We start from the raw sequence: 24,006 nt of genomic DNA, 5'->3' as shown, positions 1-24,006 counted from the left end.
CAAGAGGGCTACCGAGTGGTAGCCTTTTTTATACTAATGAACGGGCAGGTTCAAGTCTGGTTCGTGGAGATTAAGGGTCGTGCAACCGTTTCTTCTTGTTTGGTATAATACATGGTACAAAGCATGCAAGGAGATGTTCATGATCAAAATACTTGTGGTAGATGATGAGAGCAGCATCCGGGCGGCTGTAGCTTATGCGCTACGTAGGGAAGGGTATGAGGTCGAGATGGCTGCGGACGGCAAGGAAGCGCTGGACAAGGTGGAGACGTTTCAGCCCACAGTGATGGTGCTCGATGTCATGATGCCGCGTCTAAGCGGTTATGACGTATGCCGCAAGCTGGATGGTCGGCCGCGACCAGCGATTCTGTTACTGACTGTCAAAGACGATATTGTCGATAAAGTGTTAGGATTAGAGCTAGGCGCTGACGATTACATGACCAAGCCCTTTGATATGCGGGAGCTGCTGGCCAGAGTCAAGGCACTATCACGCCGGGGAGATTATGTCCAACAAATGAAACAGGAGCAGCAAGATGTGCTGAGACTGGGAGAATTGTCCGCAGAGCTATTCAGCCGCGAGGTTTATATTCAAGGCGAACGGCTGGATTTAACGCCGAAGGAATTTGATCTAATGGTATTGCTGATGCGCAATCCGGGGCGGGTCTATTCACGGGAAGCTCTGCTGGAGAAAGTGTGGGATATGGGTTTTACGGGTGGCACCCGAACGGTGGACATTCATGTGCAGCGGCTGCGCAAAAAGTTGGGTAATCACCACGGACTCATTCAAACTGTTTACGGCATTGGTTATAAAAGTACGGGGTCACCATAGATGGGCGGCAAATTTCGGCTGGGCCTGAAGGGGAAAATGTCGTTGTTACTCGCCCTGCTGCTCGTGTTTATCGTAACCTGCCTGAGCGTGCTTGTACTGAGTGGCATCCGGGAGAACCAGCGGACGATGCTGGAGCAATCTTTTACCCGACAGGCAGAAGCGGCCAATCTGCGCGTGCGGGAGGAATACTTGACCGGAAGTAGAATTCCGTCGGATCAATTTATGATGCAGACGGGTCAACGGCTGGCCGTGGATTTGGGCGCACTGAGCGCTATGGCAGTAACTCTGTATACGGTGGATGGCTCATTTGCCGGCACCTCGCTACCGTTTCAACCTCGTGCCGATGTGCAGGATGCTCTGCAATTTACGGCTCAGGGCCAGTCGGCATACATTACCGAAGGGGATCAGCTGTTGTTCCTTGCTCCCCTGTACAATGCCGAGCAGCGGCTGGGCACGGTCCAGTTTCATGCTTCGCTCGCCGAGCAAAATACTTTTTACGCCCGAATTCGCCAGTTGTTTCTTCTTGCCGGTGCCACCGTGCTGGGTGTCGGTTTCCTTATCGGTTACTTGTATGTCCTCCGGCAGGTCAATGTCATTGACCGGTTGAACAGAGCGGCATTACAAATTGGTCAAGGCGATTATCTATCAGCTCCTTCGGTAGTCAGAAAGGATGAGCTAGGCGAGCTTGCACAAGGAATCTATGAGATGAGCATCAGCATTTCCACGTCTGTCGGTGCTCTGTATGGAGAAAAGCAAAAGCTCCTTGAAACGGTGGAGCGGCTACGAGAATTGGAGCAGCAGCAAAAGCAGTTCATCGGCAATATCAGCCATGAGTTGAAGACACCGTTAACCTCGATTATTGCTTACGCCGACCTGTTGACGATGTACAGCGATGATCCTACCTTGCTGGACGATGCCGGAAGACGCATCCATGCGGAGGCACAGAGACTGTACAGTCTTGTGGAGAAGGCACTACAATTGTCAGCGATGGACGTTTACGAGTTTGAGACACAGGCGGAGGCGGTTTCGCTATATCCCTTACTGGAGGAAGCTGTTGCCCGGCTGCAAGGGAAAGCGGACAGCTGCAGGGTTACGATTCATACTTCGCTTGTTGAAGGTGAAGTGTGGGCCGATCCTGAGAACGTGATGCACATCATGCTCAATTTGCTGGACAATGCGATCAAATATAACCGTCCAGGCGGGCAAGTTCACCTACTGAACTACATCGCGGAGTCAGCAGACGGAGCACTCCGGATGATCATAGAGGTTGCCGATACAGGAATCGGTATCCCGAAGGAAGCCATATCCCGAATTTTCGATCCGTTCTATACGGTCAGTAGAGACCGGTCAAGAGCTAGCGGCGGAACTGGACTTGGGTTAGCCTTAGTTCACAATCTGATCAAGAAGCAAGGCGGAACTGTACAGCTTGTAGAGACAGGACCTGACGGGTCACGTCTCAGGGTGGAGCTACTACTACATGCCTTTAATACGGAATGGACAACATATAAACCAAATGATATAGCCCGGAATGAGTGATCATCCGGGCTTTTCGCCGCGATTAAGACAATGCCGACTTTCTGAGTTGTTTACAAGTTCGTTACAAGCCGGATATGCTTATGCAATATTGTCTCTCTATAATAAAGGCCATGGGAAGCTTTGAACAACCGCGGCCCGGGTCAGAATAATTTTTGTGAGCAGGAGGTCCTGATGAACAAAGGGAAATACATCGCCGGTCTAATTGCCATGGCCTTGCTATCTACTGGTATCTTATTCGGCTGTGATGCAGAACAGGAAGGTAGTAAACAGGTGCGTAGCACGCCGGATACAACTGACCAATCCGGTTCTGAGGCGACAGGAGGAAAACGTGAACTGACAGTAGTCAAAGAGAGAAAACCGCCTGCTGAGCAGGGAATTGCCGTGCAACGCATACACCAGATGAATGGCGCTAATATCGAGAAATGGTTCTCGGACTACGAACTGGAGATCCAAGTCACCACGGTAGAGAAACAGGCCACCGCGACGGAGGAAGCGCAATTTAGCTACCATAGGTTTCTAGTTAATTTGGAAACTGGTGAGCGGCTGAGCACCGAGGAACAGACAGGAGCGGATCAGGGAGAAGTCATCAAATCTTATCTATCGCCGGATGGGAAATACAGCTTCATTCAGACCTGGAAGGACAAATATAAGGCCGTGAACGAGATCAAAAATATGGCTACAGGGGAGCGGCATAAGGTCGTGTTCGACAATTATATGGAAGTAGGTAGCTGGATTAATAATGACTTCTATGTTCTTGCCGCCGGCTCGATGAAGGACCGGGGCGAGATATGGAACATATCTGTGGATGGTACCCGGAAGAAGATTGAGCTTCAGGATCCTGATGTAGAGAACTTCACCGAATTTGCTGCGGGCAACGGGAAGATTTATTACACCGATGCCAAGGGTCGTATGAAGAGCTTCACCCCAACACAATCCCGGCCAACTCTGCTCGCAAAGGATGTCTCCACTTTGAGTCTGTCGCCTAACAGTCAGCGGATTGCCGTCTCCACCTCAAGAAGCGGCGGGCAGGAAGACTCGCGCCTACTCATCTACGATACGGGTGGTCATGTACAAGGTTTGTTGATCGGCAAGGGCGATTTACTGTCCCATCAGTCATGGTCCCCCGACTCCTCCAAGCTGGCCTTCGCGGTTTATACCGAGGATCAGGGTGGCATGAATGGGATCTATATCTTTGATACAATCTCCGGCAAGGTATCACCGCTAGGGTTATCGTACTATCCGGTATACCCGCTGAGCTGGAACCCTTCGGGCACGAGGTTGGGCATTACCGTGGACGATAAAGAAAAGCTAATCGTTACGCATGTTGTGGATTTCAAAAAATGATATGGTTCAAAAAAAGGAGAGATTCGTTGTGAAAAAAACACTATTGACCGCCATCGTATTGGGAATGACTTTATCGGGAGCCGCCGGCGTGTATGCTGGAAGCAAACTGGAGAAGATCAATGCTTATCTGAATCACGGCATTACCTTCATCGTAAATGGTGCGGATCAGTCTTTGACAGACAGTAACGGCAAAAAGCTGGTGCCGATCACCTATCAGAATACGACGTATTTGCCGGTGCGGGTCATTTCTAACCTGGCTGGTATTGATGTAGAGTTCGATGCCGCTAGCCAGCAGATTCGGCTGGAGACGGAACATGATGGCGAAAGCAGTGCAAATGAATGGACGACCATCAATTACAGTGAAGCACAGATCAAGGCCATTAAAGAGGCATACGCCAAGTTTGAATCCTTTGAGACGGCCTATGCTCCACAGCAAATGGCCAAAAATGACAATTACGTTAAAGCAGCAGCTACGGGCGATGGAGTCAATCTGATCTATAAGCATATGACAGTGAATGTGTCGCCACGGGATTATTCCACCGGGTATATATCCAAGGAGGTTAAGCTGTCTAACGGTGTTAGCGCGAAGTGGTATACGCCTTCCGAAACGCCGTTGCTGGGTTTCCAACTGAACGACCGGACGGTGACGATCAGCTCCCCTGACGGTTCCCTAAGCAGCAGTCAAATTGAACAGGTCGCTGTTAGCGTAGCTGAAATGAAGTAAGGAGTAGAGCAATCGAAACAGTATATAGACGACAAGAACATATAAACATTGAAAGTCGCTTAAATAGCGGCTTTTTTTGTTATAAGTAAAATTTTTCGGAACCGCTGAATCTGCTAGAAAAAAGCATATCGGCGGGTATGAACGTACACTACCAGGAACCCAAACATGATTTCAATATAGCATCATGTATAATGAAACATAACTACATCTTTCACGTATATCCCTTTAGTTTCATATTTTATAAGAGAAAACGATAGAGAAACCTATAGACTATCGTAGAGGTCACGTGTATGTCGGTTTTGAAAAAACGAAAGTGGATTTTTTGGTTGTCAGCTTTAGTCCTTATCGTTGCAGTTCCAATAACAATTTTCATGCAAATAATCATTCATTCTAATGTACCAGAACTTGCAGAAGGGAGCATTGAGCAGCGGTATGCACAGCAAGGAAGCTATCAAGTAAAGGTAGAAGAAATTAAGAATACAAGCGGAGAGGCTTTATTTAGAATATACTACCCAGCATTTCAAGGAGACGAATCCTATCCTATTATTTCTTGGGGAAATGGAACAGATGCCACGCCAGATCGTTATGATGAGCTCTTAACTCATCTTACTAGCTGGGGATTCATTGTAATAGATTCCTATAGCAAGACAACAGGAACAGGCAAAGAAATTGTGGAGGCTATTGATTATTTGAGAAATGAAAACCAACTAGCAAACAGCTTATTTTATCAAAAAATACAAATGGAACATATTGGTGTAGCTGGACATTCTCAAGGGTCTACTGGGGTTATTAATGCTCATACCAACTATGTAAGTGGATCGTTGATTAAGACGGTTGTATCCATCGCTCTTCCAAATTTGAAGCATTGTGATCCAGAAGACGTGTACGATACAGCACGTATTACCGTTCCTTTCCTCATTATGGGCGGTACACGAGATTTTCTAATCTCACCGGTATCAACGAATCAATTAGCTTTGCATAGTACTAACGCAAGCACGCCTGTTATGATGGGGATGGCAAAAGGTGCAGCTCATACAGCGATTGAAGGAAATGGCGGCAATCATAGAGGTTACTTGACGGCTTGGTTGAGATATCAGCTGCTTGATGATCGGGAAGCCATGAAGGCATTTTATGGGGATTCTTCGGAAATGATGCATAATCCAAATTGGATGGACGTTATACAAGCAAATATGGATGAAAAGTAATTCGTGCATCAATAACAAAGAAACAGCATGTTTGCCGTTTTTACTGTTAGCATAATCATGTCCTGCGGCCTTTCAGTAGTCGGGACACGATAGTTTAATAACAAAAGGGCTACCGAATGGTCAATGTCATTAAGATAAGCTCAAAACGAAACCGAGAATAAAAATGAAATCCGAAACGGCATGGGTAAAAGAACTGTGCCGTTTTTTTTTGCGCAAGCAAGAAAAAAAGCGTACAGCAAACAAAGCGGATGAAATACCCGCTTAAAAAATGTTCATGTGAAACGAATTATGCTACTCTGTAAACGAAGCTAACAGCTGATTTATAGCGAATTTTGCGCGTATTCTTCTGCCCTGGGCGAATGGGTCGAATCGGCAAAATGTTTTTGCGAATCAGTCCTTCAACATCGGGCGGGGATCCATTGTCTCTTGAGTGCAGGAAATGTCTACAAACGTGAACGGCGACCGTGAAGTTGACTTGGTATTGATGCCGTTTATTCATTTGAGAAATGACTACGTGCGAGGTAATCATTTCAGTGAAATTGTACATGATCATTCTTGCGAAAATCTCTTGGGTGATGGACTCTCGCTTCTTTGCGTGAAAACTCGTCAGACCGACTGTGTATTTTAATGCCCTGAAAGAGGTTTCTATACCCCATCGCATGTTATAAATAGACCTGAGTTCATCGGGTGGGAAATCAGTGCTAGAAAGATTCGTAATGACGGTTTCATAAGCGCCACTCGGCAGGACGAAACGAACAACCCGAAAAAAAATGGGATAAAACAAGTTCTCATGCAAATCCAAAAAATCAAAAGTAGACGTGGAAGGGACGAACTTGTAAATTTCGGGATGAGCCTTGATCTCTTTGGTTTGTTTTTTGGTGAGTGTCAGATAAACGTCCATATCAAACGTTCCACCAGAGGGCAAACGCAAGCCTGAAAGAATACCATTAGAATCTAAATCCTTTACCCGAATAACATAGTTCCACCCTTTGCGTTCAATATGCGCAAAATTGTTGTAACTTTCATAACCTCTATCGGCAGTAACAATGGTTTTGTCTTTAATGGAGGAACGGTCAACCATATCTGCTAGTGCTCTTCTCTCGTTACACAACCTTCGTGGCTGAACAATGGCATCCACGTAAAGTCTGCTGCACAAATCATAGGCTGCATTCAAATGCAGAAGGTTATAGCCTTTCGTGTTCGGCTGACTTTGAAAATAGGTGTCCGTATCCGCAGAGTCTGTTGCGATATGCAAATCGGAACCGTCAACAGCAAGTAATCGATACCCTCGGTAGTGCTTGATATCCGTATAGGTTTGCGTAAATTTGTGAAACAAGAATTCCAGAGCTGAAGGCAGGATTTTATTTCTCTGCTGGACAAAAGCAGAAGTGGTCGCGGTGTTTACGTCATAGCCTTGCGATTCTAAGAGTTCCTTATACATGCTGTTCCCACCCATGGAGATCAAGAGTTGCATAACCGTTTCAAAGGGTAGCTTTTTCTTTCGGGTAAAGTCTTTTTCAGGGTTTTTGACATAAGGTGCTGGTGCGGCTGACATTTCTCGTAGAAGGGATGTCAGCGTTTCTTTTAGTGAATTCGCATACTCATTCATTGGCGTAACCTCCTCGTTTTTTCAAGGGGCTACGCCACACATTTCAATCTACTTGTCAAGTTCTATTTCTCAGTTTCGCGCAAAAAAAAGAGCAGGCTATCTTTTCGATAACCTGCTCTTTTCTTAATTTTTGGACCTATGCTTTAACTTAATGACATTGACCGAATGGTAGCCCTTTTGTTTAGCCTAAATATTATGCTGCGGATACGTTTGATTTTCACGGACACCCGAAACCTCGTTTCATCCTACGCCGTTAAACCCGCATTGCAGCGATTGAGAAAACAACTAAAATTCAAATACACCCCAAAATTGCTATCCAAGTGCTACTTCCCACAGTAACTTAAGGACTGTTTTAATCGTTATAATTTAGTAGTTGAGTTTAATATTGCTGTAAATACATAGATTCAAATTTAGTTCACGTAATGAAATCTAAGATTTATCGACGGGAGGACTCATGAAAAAAAGATATATTTTTTTGGTACTCTTAGCATTCAGTATTTTATTGTTAATTGGATATAATAGATTCTTTTATAGTTTTCAAAACCTTAATAATAATGCAACATTATTTAGTGGTCCCTTAGAATCACCAGATGGTGAGTATAAAGCAAGTGCATATTACATCCCATATGGCGGCGCAGCAGGTGGCGTTATGTATATTATCGAGGTTGAAGAAACCCAGTCCGGTATGAAAAAAACGGTTTATTCAAGCAATCATAAAAACGATTTTTCTTTAGAATGGAGATCCCCAGAAGTCCTTAAGATTAAGAATGAAAGTCCAAATTATAATGAATATAGAAACATAGAGTTGAATGTGAATTCAGATATTTATGAAGAATCCGGAGCGGCTTGTCGAAGTTTATTGTTAAAAGGAAAGTATACAAATTGTTATAAGGAGGGGGATGACATAAGTTGATTCAGACTAGAATTGCGATCAAATCAACTACAAAACAAAAAGTCTTTTCAATCGTAAATGCAATTATTATCGGAGTTATTTTGGGATTAGCAGCAAAGATTGTGGATAATCCTTCTTATTTCAACCCAATATTCACTGGAATAGGTGATCGTCTTGGTATATGGGTATTTGTTGCTACACTTTTATCGGTTTTTAGTTATTCGCCCAAATTAGCGGCTGTAAAAATATTTGCCTTTTTTGGGTCGATGCTTACCGTTTATTATGTGTACACAACGCTTGTGCTACATTTTTTCCCGCAAAGAGAAATTATTTTTTGGGGCATATGCGGGGCGGTATCTCCTCTTTGTGCTTATATTATGTGGTACGCGCGTGGAAGCGGATTGTTTACTAATATTGTTTTGGCTCTTCCAATCACAGTATTGCTGTCAGAAGGGTTTGAATTACGGAACGCTTACTTACCCGTTCACACTCATTACTATTTAATACCATGGCTTATGGGAGTATATCTGATCATGATAGTTGTTTTGTTACTTACAATTACGAGAAATAAAAAGAAACTATTGGTCATTCTACCCATAGCTATTATCTTATCTTTAATCCTGATCTATTTTAATGCTTTTGGCCGTCTATTTCCTGGAATGAACAGTGTTTTGCAAGGCGTGATCTGAAAGCGTTACAGTTGTTTAAGTGATCCATCATTCGATGGCGACCGACCTAGACAAGCCTTTTCACTCAACAGGGTTTATAGTATGCTAGCCATAAAAGGGAGGAGAGGGAATATATGGTGAAACAACTGATCATCGGAGACGCTATACATGAGTTGGCCACTACGCGCCGCATCCTGATGTGCTTGCCCGATGAGCATATGACGTGGAGGCCGCATGTGAAATCGATGACTTTGGGAGGATTGGCCACGCACCTGATCAACCTGCTGAACTGGCAAGTAGCGATCTTACTTTACACGGAATTCGATACTTCGACCGTACCGCTTCGGCGTGAAGCTTTGGAAAGTCGGGAAGAGGTGCTGGAAGAATTCGACGCGAACGTCGTCAAGCTTGAAAAGCTGGTGGCCGAATGTGACGAGAAAACACTTGACGAGGAATGGACCTTGCGGAACGGTGAACATATTATTCTGCGCCAACCGCGGGCGAACGCGCTTCGCACCTTCGGAATAAGCCACATGATCCACCACCGAGCGCAACTCGGGGTTTATCTGCGGCTACTTGATATTCCTGTTCCGGGCTTCTACGGTACCTCAGCCGACGATGAAGGCAAATGAACTAAGACGGGAAACTCCGGATTAAGATCGGGAGGGGAGCTCCCGAAGGTTGAATAGATATAGAGTGATCCAGAAGAGGAAACGAATAATACAAAATAAGTGCCTGTCATTGAAGAACAGGCACTTTTTATTTCGGTTAATATTATTTTAAATTGGGAGTTTCCTCTTCAAACTACTAAATAGCGTGAGGCTCGATATGCACTTGGACATCATACACATCATACACTCGCTTAAGTTCATCCTCAACTCTGGTTGAAATATCATGAGCTTCCTGAATATCAAGATCAGATTTAACCAAGATGACAATATCTACAACTGGATTACTACCATAATTTCTAGCTTTAACATCCTTAACTCCTTCCACATCACTAATGGAAAGAACGGTTTTCTCGTATGCAGCTAATGTCTCTACATCAAATCCATCGGATAAATTATGTGTAGCATCACGGAAGATATCCCAAGCCGTCTTACAAATTATTAAACCTACAGCTATCGCTGTAAGGGGATCAAGCCAAGGTAGATTAAATTGGGCTCCGACTATCCCAACGACTGTACCAATACTTACTATAGCATCAGAGAGGTTATCTTTTGCTGCAGCCATGACAGCCTGACTCTTAATTTTATTTGCTAGGTTTTTGTTGTACCGATATACGAAGAACATGATAATCGCGCAAAAAACTCCTATCCACGCTGAGATTAAATCAGGTGAATCTTGTCTACCTTCAAACACTGAAGAAATAGCTCCAATAAGCACCTGTATCCCTACTGCTATCATAATAAAGGATGCTATTAAGGAAGCTATTGTTTCAGCTCTCCAATGCCCATAAGGATGATCATGATCCGCTGATTTCTGAGACATTCTCAACCCAATCAAGACAGCGATGGATGCAATAATATCCGTTGTATTATTCAATCCGTCAGCTTTTAGAGCTTCAGAATTAGCAGTGAATCCAATAAATAGCTTGATGGCGGATAAACAGATATATGCCAGTATGCTAATAATAGCTCCGCGTTCCCCTAATTTTAAATTATCGTATCTTTGTTGTTCCATCCCTGCAATCCTCCACAACCACTTTTCATTTTTCGATTTGAACAGTATATCAAGTGGTAATCGAGTGTGTCTAGAGAAACGTTTTTCCCTTGTACTAATAAAGTGAGGAGGGATAAAAAAAGTTGCCCTTAGTTAAAATATGAGGAAAGTCTATGTGGATATCCTTCGCAGAATTCTGTCTATTAGGTGCTCAACCTTACAGATTGCCCTTTCAAATAATTGGAAGGGTCTTTTTTGATTACGATAATTCAATTGGATGAACTGATTCCATTTGCCATTACAGTAATAATTGTTATACACTATTTTCTATCACTTCTTGTCGGATATTAGTGTAAATTCAATCATTCTAATTAAAAATCCTGAGGTTTTTCACTTAGTGATAAGAAAAAATTATTTGAAACGGGGAAATTTAATGAATCACAAGAGACATCAAAAATCTAATAAACTGAAGATTTTATCAAAAGTATCTTTTATTATTATTGGGGCTCTTATAGCTGCATATGGTCTAGAAGCAGTATTAATACCCAACAACGTTTCAGACGGTGGTGTGACTGGACTAAGTATCGTTAGCTCGAAACTGTTTGGATTACCATTAGGGATGCTAATTGCCATAATAAACATCCCTTTTGTTTGGTTAGGATATAAGCAAATTGGTAAAAGCTTTGCTGTGTATTCAGTTATCGGTATTGCCTCATTAGCCATTGGCACTAGTCTAATGCACCATGTACCCACGATTATTCAAGGTGATACATTGTTAGTTACCGTTGTTGGCGGGATTATCATCGGTTTTGGTATGGGGTTAGCGTTGCGTAATGGTGGAGCAATAGATGGGATCGATATGTTAGCTGTACTACTTTCACGTAAATTACCTTTTGGCACAAGTGATTTAATCTTATTCCTTAACATGTTTGTCTTTATTGTTGTTTCAACAGTATTTGGTCTACAAGGAGCTATTCTATCAGCACTTGCTTATTTTATTGCTTCTAAAGTAATTCATATTGTTGAAGAAGGTTTGAGCGGATCTAAAACTTTTAAAATCATCACAAATCAACCCGAAATCATGGTAGAAACCATTCGTGACCGATTAGGTCGTGGAGCAACCTACACAGATGCTTACGGCGGCTACTCAAATGAACAATTCAAAGAAATCACTTGTGTAATTAACCGTCTCGAAGAAAGCAAAATAAAAGATATTATTAATGAAATTGACCCGAATGCCTTTGTTGTTGTATACGATGTAGCAGAAGTTAAGGGCGGTAATTTCAGAAAGCATAATATTCATTAATTACTAAATAACGCGTTGGTCGAGAAAACATCCATTCTCTCGCCAGCGCGTTATTTGTATGCCTTTATGGTGGGAAGGCTTCATAACTTGCGCAAACAAGGGAACAGTTCCTAGTTACATATTTTCAAATATTTATATTTATTTTCATATGTTTTAATTGACGCTTAACTTATGTGAAGTTATATTTGCTACTTATAGAGAAATAACAGTTAAGGAGACAAGCAGAGTGGAGAAACGTTCAGGGAAGTTCAATAAAATTTATGCCATGCAACTGGCTACCGTATTTCTTGGTTTTATCATATTCGGGTTATCTGAAAATATAAAGGGACCTGCAATCCCACGTATTCAGTTTGAGTTTATGATCAATGAATCACAATTAGGTACTTTATTGTCCTTAAATGCGCTAGGATACCTAATTGCGTGTTCCTTTACCGCATACTTAACAAAAATATGGGGGATTAAGCGAGTAACCATTATAGCTTTTGCATCGATGGCGTTTTCGGGAATATTAATTTTCTTTTCACAATATTATGCTATGTTTTCTGCATCTTATTTCTTAATGTATATTGGAAACGGAATGCTGGAAATTGGATTAGCCATTTTAGGTGCCCGTATCTTCGTTAAGAACACAGGGACAATGATGAACTTATCCCATGGATTTTATGGCCTCAGTTCAACGGCAGCACCACTTATTGCAACAGGTTTGATGAAGCTAACGATCAATGGATATACCCTTGACTGGCGAGGGATGTATCTCATCACGCTTTTGTTATCATTAATACCAATCATATTAGTCCTATTCAGTACTTTTCCAGGGGATGATATTAAACATGAAGATCGTTTGCCTATTAAAACATTACTTAGAGATCCAGTTTTGTGGCTAATGGTTTTAGTTCTATCATTTGGTGTCGTCTCGGAGTTAGCTGTAGGAGGTTGGCTCGTTAACTTTCTAGAAAAAGCATATGGATGGGATACGGTATCTGCCTCAGGCATGTTATCTGCTTTTTTCTTATGTTTTGCCCTTGCGCGGATACTACTTGGGCCGTTAACAGACAAATTTGGTTTTACTCTTTCATTGGTTGTATTCTCAGGGATATCAGCGGTTTGTACTTTTGCAGCAATTCTGGGGGGAGAAGACCTAGCCTTCTTATTTGCTGCAGCCGGTGTAGGTATAGCCATGATTTATCCAACCGTCATGGCTTTTATTGCTAGAAGATACCCCAAAGGGAGTGATACTGCAATAACTATTACAGTAACTCTGATGGGGGTTGGCAGTGTAATTGGTAACTATCTGATCGGGGGAGTTATCGAAATCACGAAGGGTATATTCGGAGATAATTCTCAGCTAGGACTACTTCGTGGGCTACAGGTTGGGTATGGAGTTATAGGTTTATGCGCAGCTTTGAGTTTAATTACGGGAATTATACTATTTATTCATCTACACAGACGCAAAGAAGTTATCTAGGATTAGTTGTAAAATGAAGTAATTCAAAAAGCAAAGGGTTTCCCAAAAGGCAGTCAAACTAATTATGTTTGACTGCCTTTTAATAATTTCTAAATTCTGTTTTAAGTATACTGACACCCTTATATCATGGATACCAGCTATCAATTATTCTATAAACTTGTTGGCATGTTAAAATACCGTTAAATGTTGAATGTGATAAACGATGCATTCTACAAAGTCATTAACGAAGGGGGATGTGTCGCTAGCGGCTGCAATGTATTTATCGTTGTGATTTTGTCGCTTGATTCCAGGAAGAGATGGCAACTGGCCTGTTATGCGTGCATGCTGAACATAATCGAAAAACGCCTGTCCCGTTCGATGCTTGAAGAGGAGAAAGAAGTGCCGCTCGCTCATTCGGCATAAGCCAGCCATCTATATAAAGGATAACTTTTCACTTGAACGAGGAGTGTGAACAGCATAGAGGCGGAGCCGTTCAGTCGAGCAGAGTGTTCACGATGCATGGTATCAAGGAATACTGATCACCTGTGAGAAAAAAAATTAATATTTAATTTGATACAACCCCGGACTGGACAAAAAAAGCAGTGACACTAAAAATATGGATACATGTGACTATATTCGGATTGAGTATTCGCTTTTTCAGCCATATCGCATAGATATATGTGATATTTCCGCAGAAATCTATCCAATACCATTCCATTATTAATCTTTTAGCTTCGATCCAGTTCAAAAGAGTCTCTTTGATATAGCAATATGAAGCGGGTGGAGAAGGGTATATCGGTCATCTGCAGAACCGCTGCAGCAATAGAACGGGGGGCTCGAACAATTCATGAGACTTTTGGATAATGACAACCACACTTAAGTTTTTGTCCTTTGCTCACGCACCCAAAAGTAGATATGTATTGGGAATAAGAACTGAGGCACCAGGCTAGTAGAACCGTAACAAGTTAGTTAGGGAGGATAAAGGTTCTACCCGTGGCAATAGTCCATAGGTAGAACCTTTATCTGTATTACAGGCGTGTAATGCTTTCAATAATAATATCATGACGATGATGTGTAGAACCGCTTACTCGAATCGGCACACTCGTTCTGCCAGAAATAAGATGTCTATGACCTTCCACGAATCGAGTCAATTGACGGAAACGATGAAAGTGACGAGGTCCTTGACCATTGATTGCTGGTCCAGTTGTACCTGAATAGCGATGTCGATGTCCGTCAGCTACTTGAGTAATCCCATTAAACGTATGGCGATGTGTACCAATACCAGGAATAAAGCGATCGGTTAAGTTGCGAAAGCGATGTCTATGTCCATCATTAATGGAAGTGTTGCCAGACATCCGATGCTGAAAACGATCGGTTGTTTGTGAATAGTGTACGTCCTTGCGGGGGTGCTTTCCTTTTTTCATCTTCACATCTCCTCCCAATATCCAGTAATTTTAATCATCATAATTTATGAAGATGGCATATGGGGGGGGAACGGCGATTGCCAAATTATAACCACTAATCGTTACCTTGGTCCCATTGATAAAGGCTGATCTTTATTTGTTAATGATTAGCCTTTATTGTACTCTGATTAAGAGAAGAGGAGTCTGAATGGTAATCAGAATATATTCTTAAACACACAGTTGAAAAGGACAAGAACATATATACTTTGCCGATTAGATGATTGTCTAATGTTATTCTGCATCACCATTCTCAATTTAATGTTTAGGAGAGATTGAATGAATTCTTTGATTCTCGGTTTTCAGGAAATGGAAGATACGCAGCAATTGCTCGTAGGTGGAAAAGGGTTAAATTTAGGGAAATTATCAAAAATTGAAGGAATAAAAGTACCCGAAGGATTTTGTGTTACAACAGTGGGATATCAAAAAGCCATCGAACACAACGAAACGTATTATGCTTTGCTGGATCAACTAACCATGTTAAAAGTTGAAGATAGAGATCAAATTAGTGAAATCAGCAGGAAGATCAGGCAAATCATTATGGATGTAGAAATTCCTACCGATGTTGTGACGGCAATTACTCACTATCTCTCCCAGTTTGGTGATGAACATGCTTATGCAGTACGCTCTAGTGCGACTGCTGAAGATTTACCACATGCCTCTTTTGCTGGTCAACAAGAGACCTATTTAAATATCATCGGCACAGGTGCCATCTTGCAGCATATCAGCAAATGTTGGGCTTCCTTATTTACGGATCGCGCGGTAATCTACCGAATTCAAAATGGATTTGACCACAGTCAGGTACTCTTATCCGTTATCGTTCAGAGGATGGTTTTCCCACAGGCATCAGGGATTCTATTTACCGCTGATCCGATCACTTCTAACCGAAAGTTGCTATCCATCAATGCCAGCTTTGGACTTGGAGAAGCACTCGTCTCTGGCTTGGTATCTGCCGATTGTTATAAAGTACAGGAAGAGAAAATCGTCGATAAGATGATTGCAACCAAAAAGTTGGCTATCTTTGGACGGAAAGAGGGCGGGACAGAGACACAGCAGATCGATCCTGATCAGCAAAAGACTCAAACACTTACTGAACAACAAATTATACAACTAGAACGCATCGGAAGACAGATCGAAGCTTACTTTGGTTGCCCGCAGGATATCGAATGGTGCTTAGCCCATAATACATTTTATATTGTTCAGAGTCGGCCAATCACTACTTTATTCCCGATCCCTGAAGCGAATGATCAAGAAAATCATGTCTATGTGTCTGTCGGTCACCAACAAATGATGACGGATCCCATGAAACCACAGGGATTGTCTTTTTACCTGTTAACAACTCCTGCACCCATGCGTAAAGCTGGTGGAAGGTTGTTTGTTGATGTCACACCACATCTGGCTTCACCTAGCAGCAGAGAAATGATTATAGATGCCTTGGGGAAATCCGATCCACTCATAAAAGACGCACTTATGACGATCGTACGGCGGGAAAATTTTATAAAATCATCACCAGATGTTACAAATGCGCCGAGTCCTAGTAAAAGCAATGAAGGCGTATCTCCTGCGGGATCTCAAGCACAAATTAAATACGACCCTACAATCGTTCATGATTTGATTGAGCGTAGTCAAACATCGATAGAAGAGTTGAAACAAAACATCCAAACGAAATCAGGATCAGATTTATTTGATTTTATACTAGAAGATCTCCAGCAATTAAAGAAAATTCTATTTGACCCACAAAGTCTCGGTGTGATTATGGCTGCTATGGATGCTTCATCATGGATCAATGAAAATATGAACAAGTGGTTAGGTGAAAAAAACGTAGCAGATAAGCTTTCTCAATCTGTACTAAACAACATTACTTCGGAAATGGGTCTGGCGCTAATGGATGTCGCAGATGTGATTCGTCCTTATCCTGAAGTCATTGATTATTTACAACATGCACAAGATGATAACTTTTTGGATGAACTGGTTAAGCTCAATGGTGGGCAGGAAACTGGGGACGCTATCTATGCTTATCTGGTCAAATACGGAATGCGATGTAGCGGAGAAATCGATATTACCAGAACTCGTTGGAGTGAACAACCAACTACACTTATCCCCATGATTCTCAGTAACATCAAAAACTTTGAGCCTAATGCTAGCCACCGGAAATTTGAGCAAGGGCGACAAGAAGCTTTGAATAAAGAACAAGAGTTATTAGATCGATTGAAGCAATTACCAGATGGTGAGCAAAAAGCCACAGAAACAAAACAAAAGATCGACCTAATCCGGAATTTCATCGGGTATCGTGAATATCCCAAGTACGGCATGATTAATCGCTACTTCGTTTATAAACAAGCTTTACTAAAAGAAGCCGAACAACTCATACAAGCAGGTGTTATTCATAAAAAAGAAGATATCTATTTTCTCACTTTTGAAGAACTTCGCGAAGTCGTGTGCACAAACAAACTGGAATATCAGATCATTAGCAAACGAAAAGCCGAGTACAAATTATATGAAAGACTAACTCCTCCACGTGTTATCACATCTGATGGTGAAATCATTGCAGGTGAGTACAAACGAGAAAATCTCCCATCCGATGCTATTGTAGGCTTACCTGTTTCTTCTGGCGTTATAGAGGGGCGAGCACGTGTCATCTTAAACATGGAAGATGCTGATCTAGAAGATGGAGATATATTAGTTACCCCATTTACTGACCCTAGCTGGACAACATTGTTTGTTTCTATAAAAGGCCTAGTTACCGAAGTTGGTGGGCTGATGACACATGGGGCAGTTATCGCACGCGAATATGGCTTGCCAGCAGTTGTTGGGGTGGAGAATGCTACCAAACTGATAAAAGATGGGCAACGAATTCGCGTGCATGGAACAGAAGGGTATATCGAAATATTGTAATGGCTGAATACGACAAAAGAGCCTTTATCATAATGGACGGCATTAATACATTAACGAGATAGAAATATGACGGAAATCAGGGAATCAAGGAATCAAGTATTATTGAAAAACAAACGATGTAGGGATTCGAACTGAAGTTATTGGATACAGTAGTCATCGGGCTGGTCAGGCTGGGCTCGCCATGGGGTATCATTTGCAAAAGCAATCCGGATCAAAAACAAATGTTCACCGGTTTTTAATATTTCCCTAAGGAGGTTAATTAGATGAATGTTGTGGTTACAGAATACAACGATGATTGGAAACAGAAGTTTAGCGAGGAATCTCAAAAAATAAAGGATATTTTTGGGGATGAGTTAATCGACATTCATCATATAGGTAGCACTTCAGTTCCAGGGTTAAAATCCAAACCAATCATTGATATCATGCCAGTAGTAAAAGATATTGAAAAAATAGATTCGTTTAACGAACGAATGGAACAACTTGGTTACGAATGTATGGGCGAGCTCGGCATGAAAGGAAGAAGATATTTCCGGAAGGGCGGGGATAATCGCACTAATCAAGTGCATGTGTTTCAAGGGGATAACAAGGAAGATATTACTCGCCATTTGGCGGTAAGAGATTACCTCCGAACATATGCCGATGAAGCACATCGTTATGGAGATTTAAAGGAAAGCCTCGCTAAACAGTTCCCAAGGGATGTTGAAGCTTATATGGACGGTAAAGATTCGTTTGTTAAAGAGCTAGAAAGAAAAGCGCTATATTGGTGCAAAATTGACAAGTAGACTTTGAAAGTCGCATTTTCTATGCGGCTTTTTTTGAAGTATATAAGCTCTTGTCATAGCTCAATGACAGGAACTTATATACTTTACCGAAATTAACAAGACCATGTATGTTTTGCTGATGAGATGAATTTTTCATCATTGGTGTGAAGGAATTCAAAAGATGTATATAGCGGCAGAGAGAGGATTAAACCAGAACCTCAAAGTCATCGTGCAATCTGCGAAGGCGGTAAGCATTCATAGCGAATTCGCGCAGCTCCTCAAGAATGGAATAATTCGCCCATGCGCCGGCGATAGCGCCGATTCCAGGTACCATCTGCAGCATTTTCCGGAAGTCCATAGAATCACGATACTCGATTTGAAATGTCTCCCAGTCCATATTCCGAGAGTACTCAGCATCGGAGTTCCACTGTTCCTTTTCAATATGCCAATGCTTGATGGAATAGAGCAATTTGGCACGGCTTTCCGGCCCCGAAAACGTCATTTGAAACACCTTGAGAATAAATACCCGCTCGGAGAAGTGTTTGGTGTCATAACCGTAAACATGCGCCAGCTCGAACAAAAATTTCATTTTGATGGCAATTAAAGCTGGAAAGTCTACCATACTAAATATAATTCCTCCAGCTCCCGTTCCAGCGCCTTCGGCAACCGCGATTTTTTGATACAAGGCAAACAACTCTTTCGCTTCTTGGTCGGCAGATTCCAGTTCCAGAGTACGCTGCACCTTACGGCTAGGCGTATATTCTGCACCGAACAGTGCCGTGCGCACGATCGATCGTATGGTGGTCGTAATGATGCTGAGCACCTTCGGCGGAATCAAATGATTTATTCGATTGCTAATGGTTTTCGATGTTTTTTCCAGCCATCCCGGCGTTTTGAACATTTGTTGTTCCCAGTTGGAAACTTCCCTCTGTACTTTATGTTCATAATTCAAAATGAATCGCTCCTCCAAAAGACATTGGCTATATTATAACGAATATTTCCTTGATTCGGAACAGACCACGGGGGGGAGCGGCCCTCGACTGAAGTCCAGTATCGAATAAGGAACGTTATCAGTGAAGAAAAGAACGAAGAAAGGACATTATTAACATGGAAAACGTATCAAATGAAGATAAATTGGAAGCAATAAAATCTTTACAGTCGACAATTAATAAACTCGAGAATGCCTTGTCCCAGATGACTCAAAAAGGTGCAAATACTACTCTAGTAAAGAAACGGCTCAAAGCTGCATACATCGGCTTAGCCATGTTAGAAAGCGCTTGGAATCAAAGACCCCATCAATACACCCCTGAAGATATAGCAGAAGCTCGTAATGTTATTACTGGTTTACTTCCATCAATTGAAAACAGTTATGCTAAGTCAAAGGCTGGTAGTCCCCAAAGAACGCTTTTAGAAAGAAGAATTAAATCGTTGAAACTAGCTGTCCAAGCGATTGAAGATATTTCCACCTGAAGCACGCTTATGGGTAGAAGAAGCTTAATCTTCCTTGTAACCCTTCTAAGATTTCTTCTGGTACTTCTCTGACTTTGATATCTGCACCTAAGAAAAGAAGCCAATTCGTTATTTCGATTAATTCTTCTGAATTATTAACATTGATAAAAGTCTTTAGAATGGCTGTGGTTTGGTAAGGATTCGTATAGGAAATCGAAATATTTATAGGATGGTATTTTTTGAACTGGGCAATCGCCATTGAACCAAGTTCAAGGACAAGGTTGATTGCTTCTTCCTGTTTGCTTAGTTGTTCTAAAATCTTTTTCTTACTTACTCTTTTTTTCGTAGGGTATGGTTCCACATCGGTGAGATCATCGACAGGAAAAATCCGTCTCTTTTCTTCCTTTAAGTCAAAGCCTTCAATTAGCCATAGACTTTTTTCGCGATAAAGGTGCAAGAGATAAATGGGATAAGACTTTAATTCCCTCTCTTCTTTGATGGAAACCGATAAATAGCTATCCAAAAGAAGGAATTGGATGAGTTTTTCTAACATAGGATGGGGGAGGTCTGACAGGTCAAGCAGATCGGGATTATGGGGGTTGGTCCCTTCAAAAAGCAAAATTTGATTTAAAAGAACAAGGTCATCTTGCTGGTTTTCTGAGATGAGGCCTAGTAATTTTTCAGCTAAAGACTGACGGCTCTTTAGATAAGGGAGTTGTAGATTTCTTGTGGCCATAAAGGCAATAAACAGAGCCTTAATCTCATTATCAGTAAAACGAACAGTGGGCAGGACAGAGTTGTTCATGACAAAATAACCCCCATCCCTTCCAACTTCAGCGACAAGTGGCATCCCCATAGCTTCAATTTCTCTGATATCTCTTATAGCTGTCGAACGAGAGATATTAAATTCTTGCATGATTTCAGTAATTGTAAAGTGGGCACGATTGTTGATATACCGCATGATGATATTAATCCGTTCAACTTTTTTCATAGAAGCCCCCTAAACAGTATCATTATTTGACATGATTTAAGGCTATTATAAGCCTATCAAGTGAAAAGACAAATCATTTGATTAATTCTAAAAAAAGGTAGGTTTTGAATATGGCAGATTATACACTCGAGGAAAAAGACAGCTTTATCGTTTTAGGTATTGGAACTGAGCTTAAGAGCCATTACTCAGACTTTGCCGGCATCAACAAGGAAAAGGCAGAATTTTGGTCGGCTGTCGAACAAGATGGAAGGCTTGACACTTTAAAAGCAATCGCCACAAATGATTACATTTTTGCCGTGAACGAAGCGGTGAATAACAAGATGATGTATTATGCTGGCGTCATGACAGAGGAATCATTACCAGAAGCATCGAGAATTATTCAATTCCCAAAGGGGGAATACCTCGTTGTTAAAGGAGAAGCGAAGACGGCTGATGAACTCGGTAATCAGCTTGCCGGCATTGCCTTTGGACAAGTCTTACCAGAAGCAAAGAATTTTGCCTATGTTGGCGGACCGAATACAACGGCATTGATGGGGCAACGAAACGACATAGTATTTGGCGAAATGTGGATTCCTGTTGTTAGGAAATAATGTAAATGCTTCCGAGTAACGCTCGCAAAACTTTAAGGAGGGATCAATATGTCCTATATCGTTGATTTTAAAAATGTGTCTACAGTTGGTGTAGAGTCTTCACCAGTAGCAGATGCGCTTGCTGGTTTACGAGCTAATGAAGCCCGTTACTTTATGAACAAATACAAGCATGAGTTTACGGTTGTACCAGCTAACGAAAGCCAGGAGACCCTTGATTATGTGAATCGAATTTTGAAAGAAGAACGTGATATTGAGTTTGCGGCCAAACCTTTAGAAACGTCGCGTTTTCAAGTGGAAAATATTCAATTTGCCTACGTCTTTTATGAAGATGGTCTTGGACTCAATGTCATGTATACGGTTGATGAGCCTAAGAAACGGGCCGTTGGTTTTAAGCTTTCTGAAGGGATGGAGGTACCTAAAGAGTTAGAAGGGAAGTTTAAGTTTGCAAGGCAAAAGTCTAAATTAGCCGGAACAATTCGGGGCTCGTTTTTTGTAATTAAAAAAGAATATTAAAGTATTACGATTATAACTTGCTAACTAGAGTGTAAATAGGTGGTAATCTTATTGATTATCAACTGACAATTTGATTTTAACAACTTCTTCAGAGCTGCGGAATTTCGCAGCTCTTTTGTACATTCAAACCATGAACGCGGATAGTTCCAATCCAGAACCTTACCGAATGAGGATTGATACCAAAGAGACTACTACTCTAAGCCGATGGTTGCAAGTTATCGTAAAGGTGTTTCTCAATTTTACATAGATAAATGACCGCGGGATCGATGTAAGAGCTTTGTGTTATGTGCCGAATTTACCACTTTACTACATAGTAGAGGCGTTGAAGATATACCTTGACTTTAAAGTATACTTCAACCCTTATACTGTAAATATAGTAACGTATGTATTAGGTACAAACTATTGATGAAGTAATAAATGAATATATAAATTCATTTCGTGAAGTATAATTTAAAAAAATGTGCATCAAGAAAGGAGATATATAAGATGAGTGTCCAAGTATATAAAAAAAGACGTTCAATTAAAAGTTTTCTTTTTGAAAAATATTTAGGTTTACGAAATACAAAAAAGGGTTTTTCAAGTATTGAAAACACTACACAGTTTGTAAAACAAGTAGGAATTGAAAATTTTAAACCATATTCTATAGGGGCTGTTAATTTTTCCAACGATATTAAGGAGGAAGTGATTGAGGACATAAAGGTATTTACATTAAATGACCAAAAATCTTTGACACAAAAAGTAATTCTTTATATACATGGAGGTGCTTGGGTTAACCAACCTTTAATTTTTCACTGGAAGTTCATGGATATAATGGCTCAATCTCTTAATGCAAAAATTATTGCCCCTATTTATCCTAAAGTACCTCATTTTAATTATAAGCATTCCTACCCAAAACTCTTAAACTTATATATAGATATCCTTGGAACTGTTAAAAGTCCCAAACATTTGACCATCATGGGAGATTCAGCAGGTGGAAATATATCACTTGGTCTGGCACATCTTTTAAAGATGAATGATATACCTCAACCCAAGGACATCATTTTATTATCTGCTTGTGTTGATATGGTGCTTGATAATCCTCTTATTCCTGAATATGAAAAAAACGACCCAATGTTGTCTGTGGGGGGAATGGAAGTAATCACAAGAATCTGGGCGAATGATAAAAACTTAGATGACCCAATAATCAGCCCTATATACGGGGACTTTGAAGGACTTGGGAACATCACTCACTTTATTGGAACACACGAAGGTTTATATCCAGATGCTATGAAACTTGATGAAAAACTAACAAAACAAGGAATTGAAATAAATACATTTGTTTATCCCAAAATGAATCATGTGTTTGTTATTATGCCAATCCCAGAAGCCAAAGATGCTCAACAAAAAATTATTAACATCATTAATAACTAAGCAAGGCACTAATACTTCTACAGATCAGGCGACAAGAACATGTATTCATTGACAAAATGGACAATAACTTTTTTTTCATAACCGATTAGAGGATAGTCTAATGTTAACCGACCTCGACAGCCATTAAACTAACGGGAAGTTTGGAATTAATGGATTAAAAAATTCCCCTACATATTTTTTTTGTTGCAAATGCAACAAAAGTTATTATAATATTTATTATAAGTATTGTGTAGTAAAAAGGACTTGATGGAGTTGAAACATATGAAGGAAATTCTACGTGAAATCGGAATGATAGCGAGGGCATTAGATTCTATAAGCAATATAGAATTTAAAAATTATAAACTTACAAAAGGGCAGTACTTGTACCTTGTCAGAATTTGTGAAAACCCAGGAATTATTCAAGAAAAGTTAGCTGAAATGATTAAAGTAGACCGAACAACTGCAGCTCGTGCAATACAAAAGCTCGAAATGAATGGCTTTATTGAAAAGAAAGATGATGAGCATAACAAAAAAATAAATAAGCTTTTTCCAACAGAAAAAGGGAGAAGCGTCTTTCCTTTTATAAAAAAAGAAAATGATCATTCGAATAATGTCGCTCTAGCAGGATTTACCGAAAGCGAAGCAGATTCTTTGTTTCACCTTCTTCAAAGAGTTAGAAAAAATATAGAGTTCGACTGGGAAATTGTAAAAAAGGGGAACAAAAGAAACTATTAATGTCAAG

At 41.0% G+C, this 24,006-nt stretch carries 22 protein-coding genes; 17 read left to right on the top strand and 5 right to left on the bottom strand.

Annotated features, from left to right (window positions below; all coding sequences use genetic code 11):
- The first annotated feature begins 139 nt into the window (after window positions 1–139).
- The 5 genes from NST85_RS14920 to NST85_RS14900 all read left to right on the top strand — a co-directional run bounded on the left by NST85_RS14920 (window position 140) and on the right by NST85_RS14900 (window position 5,635).
- Window positions 140–826, top strand: coding sequence for a response regulator transcription factor (locus tag NST85_RS14920; protein ID WP_127192866.1), 687 nt, complete (start codon window positions 140–142; stop codon window positions 824–826).
- A complete protein-coding gene (locus NST85_RS14915; RefSeq protein ID WP_127192691.1) occupies window positions 827–2,362 on the top strand; it encodes a sensor histidine kinase in 1,536 nt (511 codons plus the stop codon).
- 207 nt (window positions 2,363–2,569) lie between these two features.
- On the top strand, window positions 2,570–3,706 hold the full coding sequence (locus tag NST85_RS14910; protein WP_246054140.1) for a TolB family protein: 1,137 nt from the start codon (window positions 2,570–2,572) through the stop codon (window positions 3,704–3,706).
- Window positions 3,684–4,430, top strand: coding sequence for a hypothetical protein (locus tag NST85_RS14905; protein ID WP_341189665.1), 747 nt, complete (start codon window positions 3,684–3,686; stop codon window positions 4,428–4,430). Before NST85_RS14910 ends, NST85_RS14905 begins: the two co-directional genes overlap by 23 nt.
- A gap of 290 nt (window positions 4,431–4,720) precedes the next feature.
- Entirely contained in the window at window positions 4,721–5,635 is a 915-nt protein-coding gene (locus tag NST85_RS14900) for a poly(ethylene terephthalate) hydrolase family protein (protein ID WP_127192689.1), read from the top strand.
- Window positions 5,636–5,921: 286 nt separating this feature from the next.
- On the opposite strand, the gene NST85_RS14895 is transcribed toward NST85_RS14900, so the two are convergent.
- Window positions 5,922–7,244, bottom strand: coding sequence for an IS4 family transposase (locus tag NST85_RS14895; protein ID WP_341188262.1), 1,323 nt, complete (start codon window positions 7,242–7,244; stop codon window positions 5,922–5,924).
- Window positions 7,245–7,698: 454 nt separating this feature from the next.
- Between NST85_RS14895 and NST85_RS14890 the strand changes: the two genes are divergently transcribed.
- The 3 genes from NST85_RS14890 (at window position 7,699) to NST85_RS14880 (ending at window position 9,436) form a co-directional block, all read left to right on the top strand.
- Window positions 7,699–8,157: a DUF5412 family protein gene (locus tag NST85_RS14890; protein ID WP_127191187.1), complete on the top strand. Its 459-nt coding sequence runs from the start codon at window positions 7,699–7,701 to the stop codon at window positions 8,155–8,157.
- Window positions 8,154–8,825 carry a hypothetical protein gene (locus NST85_RS14885; RefSeq protein WP_127191188.1) on the top strand — a complete coding sequence of 224 codons (672 nt, stop codon included), beginning with the start codon at window positions 8,154–8,156 and terminating at the stop codon, window positions 8,823–8,825. The genes NST85_RS14890 and NST85_RS14885 overlap by 4 nt, the downstream gene beginning before the upstream one ends.
- A 113-nt stretch (window positions 8,826–8,938) precedes the next feature.
- The gene (locus NST85_RS14880) at window positions 8,939–9,436 is read left to right on the top strand and encodes a DinB family protein (RefSeq protein ID WP_127191189.1); all 498 of its coding nucleotides are present in this window, start codon (window positions 8,939–8,941) and stop codon (window positions 9,434–9,436) included.
- A gap of 175 nt (window positions 9,437–9,611) precedes the next feature.
- Here the strand turns inward: NST85_RS14880 and NST85_RS14875 are convergent, their stop codons facing one another.
- Window positions 9,612–10,487, bottom strand: a complete 876-nt coding sequence (locus NST85_RS14875) for a cation diffusion facilitator family transporter (RefSeq protein ID WP_127191190.1) — start codon at window positions 10,485–10,487, stop codon at window positions 9,612–9,614.
- Window positions 10,488–10,899: 412 nt separating this feature from the next.
- On the opposite strand from NST85_RS14875, the gene NST85_RS14870 reads away from it, so the two are divergent.
- Window positions 10,900–11,772 (top strand): YitT family protein, encoded by an 873-nt coding sequence (locus NST85_RS14870; RefSeq protein WP_127191191.1) that lies wholly within the window; start codon window positions 10,900–10,902, stop codon window positions 11,770–11,772.
- 226 nt (window positions 11,773–11,998) lie between these two features.
- Entirely contained in the window at window positions 11,999–13,237 is a 1,239-nt protein-coding gene (locus NST85_RS14865; protein ID WP_341189664.1) for an MFS transporter, read from the top strand.
- 1,007 nt (window positions 13,238–14,244) lie between these two features.
- On the opposite strand, the gene NST85_RS14860 is transcribed toward NST85_RS14865, so the two are convergent.
- Window positions 14,245–14,640: a YmaF family protein gene (locus NST85_RS14860; protein WP_127191192.1), complete on the bottom strand. Its 396-nt coding sequence runs from the start codon at window positions 14,638–14,640 to the stop codon at window positions 14,245–14,247.
- A 315-nt stretch (window positions 14,641–14,955) separates the two neighbouring features.
- On the opposite strand from NST85_RS14860, the gene ppsA reads away from it, so the two are divergent.
- Entirely contained in the window at window positions 14,956–17,571 is a 2,616-nt protein-coding gene (ppsA, locus tag NST85_RS14855) for a phosphoenolpyruvate synthase (protein ID WP_127191193.1), read from the top strand.
- A gap of 263 nt (window positions 17,572–17,834) precedes the next feature.
- A complete protein-coding gene (locus NST85_RS14850; RefSeq protein WP_127191194.1) occupies window positions 17,835–18,353 on the top strand; it encodes a GrpB family protein in 519 nt (172 codons plus the stop codon).
- Window positions 18,354–18,537: 184 nt separating this feature from the next.
- On the opposite strand, the gene NST85_RS14845 is transcribed toward NST85_RS14850, so the two are convergent.
- On the bottom strand, window positions 18,538–19,284 hold the full coding sequence (locus NST85_RS14845) for an EcsC family protein (RefSeq protein ID WP_307397675.1): 747 nt from the start codon (window positions 19,282–19,284) through the stop codon (window positions 18,538–18,540).
- A 155-nt stretch (window positions 19,285–19,439) separates the two neighbouring features.
- Here NST85_RS14845 and NST85_RS14840 point away from each other — a divergent pair, with 155 nt between their 5' ends.
- Window positions 19,440–19,802, top strand: coding sequence for a hypothetical protein (locus tag NST85_RS14840; RefSeq protein WP_127191195.1), 363 nt, complete (start codon window positions 19,440–19,442; stop codon window positions 19,800–19,802).
- A 7-nt stretch (window positions 19,803–19,809) separates the two neighbouring features.
- On the opposite strand, the gene NST85_RS14835 is transcribed toward NST85_RS14840, so the two are convergent.
- The gene (locus NST85_RS14835) at window positions 19,810–20,772 is read right to left on the bottom strand and encodes a helix-turn-helix transcriptional regulator (protein WP_127191196.1); all 963 of its coding nucleotides are present in this window, start codon (window positions 20,770–20,772) and stop codon (window positions 19,810–19,812) included.
- Window positions 20,773–20,882: 110 nt separating this feature from the next.
- On the opposite strand from NST85_RS14835, the gene NST85_RS14830 reads away from it, so the two are divergent.
- The 4 genes from NST85_RS14830 to NST85_RS14815 all read left to right on the top strand — a co-directional run bounded on the left by NST85_RS14830 (window position 20,883) and on the right by NST85_RS14815 (window position 23,999).
- Complete coding sequence (locus NST85_RS14830) at window positions 20,883–21,362, top strand: GyrI-like domain-containing protein (RefSeq protein WP_341189663.1); 480 nt, start codon at window positions 20,883–20,885, stop codon at window positions 21,360–21,362.
- Between the two features lie 48 nt (window positions 21,363–21,410).
- Window positions 21,411–21,875 carry a phage tail protein gene (locus NST85_RS14825; RefSeq protein WP_341189662.1) on the top strand — a complete coding sequence of 155 codons (465 nt, stop codon included), beginning with the start codon at window positions 21,411–21,413 and terminating at the stop codon, window positions 21,873–21,875.
- Between the two features lie 486 nt (window positions 21,876–22,361).
- Window positions 22,362–23,285: an alpha/beta hydrolase gene (locus NST85_RS14820; protein WP_341189661.1), complete on the top strand. Its 924-nt coding sequence runs from the start codon at window positions 22,362–22,364 to the stop codon at window positions 23,283–23,285.
- Between the two features lie 261 nt (window positions 23,286–23,546).
- Complete coding sequence (locus NST85_RS14815) at window positions 23,547–23,999, top strand: MarR family winged helix-turn-helix transcriptional regulator (protein WP_127191200.1); 453 nt, start codon at window positions 23,547–23,549, stop codon at window positions 23,997–23,999.
- The last annotated feature ends 7 nt before the right edge of the window (window positions 24,000–24,006 follow it).

This window comes from Paenibacillus sp. FSL K6-2524, from assembly GCF_038005525.1.
Taxonomy (GTDB): Bacteria; Bacillota; Bacilli; order Paenibacillales; family Paenibacillaceae; genus Fontibacillus; species Fontibacillus anaericanus.
The sequence above is the reverse complement of the archived record's forward strand: the minus strand, read 5'-3'. Positions and strand labels throughout refer to the sequence as shown.

Coding starts and splice junctions, on each gene's coding strand:
- NST85_RS14835 (WP_127191196.1), bottom strand. CDS start 20,772: ATGAAAAAAGTTGAACGGATTAATATCATCATGCGGTATATCAACAAT.
- NST85_RS14875 (WP_127191190.1), bottom strand. CDS start 10,487: ATGGAACAACAAAGATACGATAATTTAAAATTAGGGGAACGCGGAGCT.
- NST85_RS14825 (WP_341189662.1), top strand. CDS start 21,411: ATGTCCTATATCGTTGATTTTAAAAATGTGTCTACAGTTGGTGTAGAG.
- NST85_RS14905 (WP_341189665.1), top strand. CDS start 3,684: ATGTTGTGGATTTCAAAAAATGATATGGTTCAAAAAAAGGAGAGATTC.
- NST85_RS14915 (WP_127192691.1), top strand. CDS start 827: ATGGGCGGCAAATTTCGGCTGGGCCTGAAGGGGAAAATGTCGTTGTTA.
- NST85_RS14910 (WP_246054140.1), top strand. CDS start 2,570: ATGGCCTTGCTATCTACTGGTATCTTATTCGGCTGTGATGCAGAACAG.
- NST85_RS14870 (WP_127191191.1), top strand. CDS start 10,900: ATGAATCACAAGAGACATCAAAAATCTAATAAACTGAAGATTTTATCA.
- NST85_RS14830 (WP_341189663.1), top strand. CDS start 20,883: ATGGCAGATTATACACTCGAGGAAAAAGACAGCTTTATCGTTTTAGGT.
- NST85_RS14920 (WP_127192866.1), top strand. CDS start 140: ATGATCAAAATACTTGTGGTAGATGATGAGAGCAGCATCCGGGCGGCT.
- NST85_RS14895 (WP_341188262.1), bottom strand. CDS start 7,244: ATGAATGAGTATGCGAATTCACTAAAAGAAACGCTGACATCCCTTCTA.
- ppsA (WP_127191193.1), top strand. CDS start 14,956: ATGAATTCTTTGATTCTCGGTTTTCAGGAAATGGAAGATACGCAGCAA.
- NST85_RS14840 (WP_127191195.1), top strand. CDS start 19,440: ATGGAAAACGTATCAAATGAAGATAAATTGGAAGCAATAAAATCTTTA.
- NST85_RS14815 (WP_127191200.1), top strand. CDS start 23,547: ATGAAGGAAATTCTACGTGAAATCGGAATGATAGCGAGGGCATTAGAT.
- NST85_RS14860 (WP_127191192.1), bottom strand. CDS start 14,640: ATGAAAAAAGGAAAGCACCCCCGCAAGGACGTACACTATTCACAAACA.
- NST85_RS14850 (WP_127191194.1), top strand. CDS start 17,835: ATGAATGTTGTGGTTACAGAATACAACGATGATTGGAAACAGAAGTTT.
- NST85_RS14880 (WP_127191189.1), top strand. CDS start 8,939: ATGGTGAAACAACTGATCATCGGAGACGCTATACATGAGTTGGCCACT.
- NST85_RS14890 (WP_127191187.1), top strand. CDS start 7,699: ATGAAAAAAAGATATATTTTTTTGGTACTCTTAGCATTCAGTATTTTA.
- NST85_RS14820 (WP_341189661.1), top strand. CDS start 22,362: ATGAGTGTCCAAGTATATAAAAAAAGACGTTCAATTAAAAGTTTTCTT.
- NST85_RS14900 (WP_127192689.1), top strand. CDS start 4,721: ATGTCGGTTTTGAAAAAACGAAAGTGGATTTTTTGGTTGTCAGCTTTA.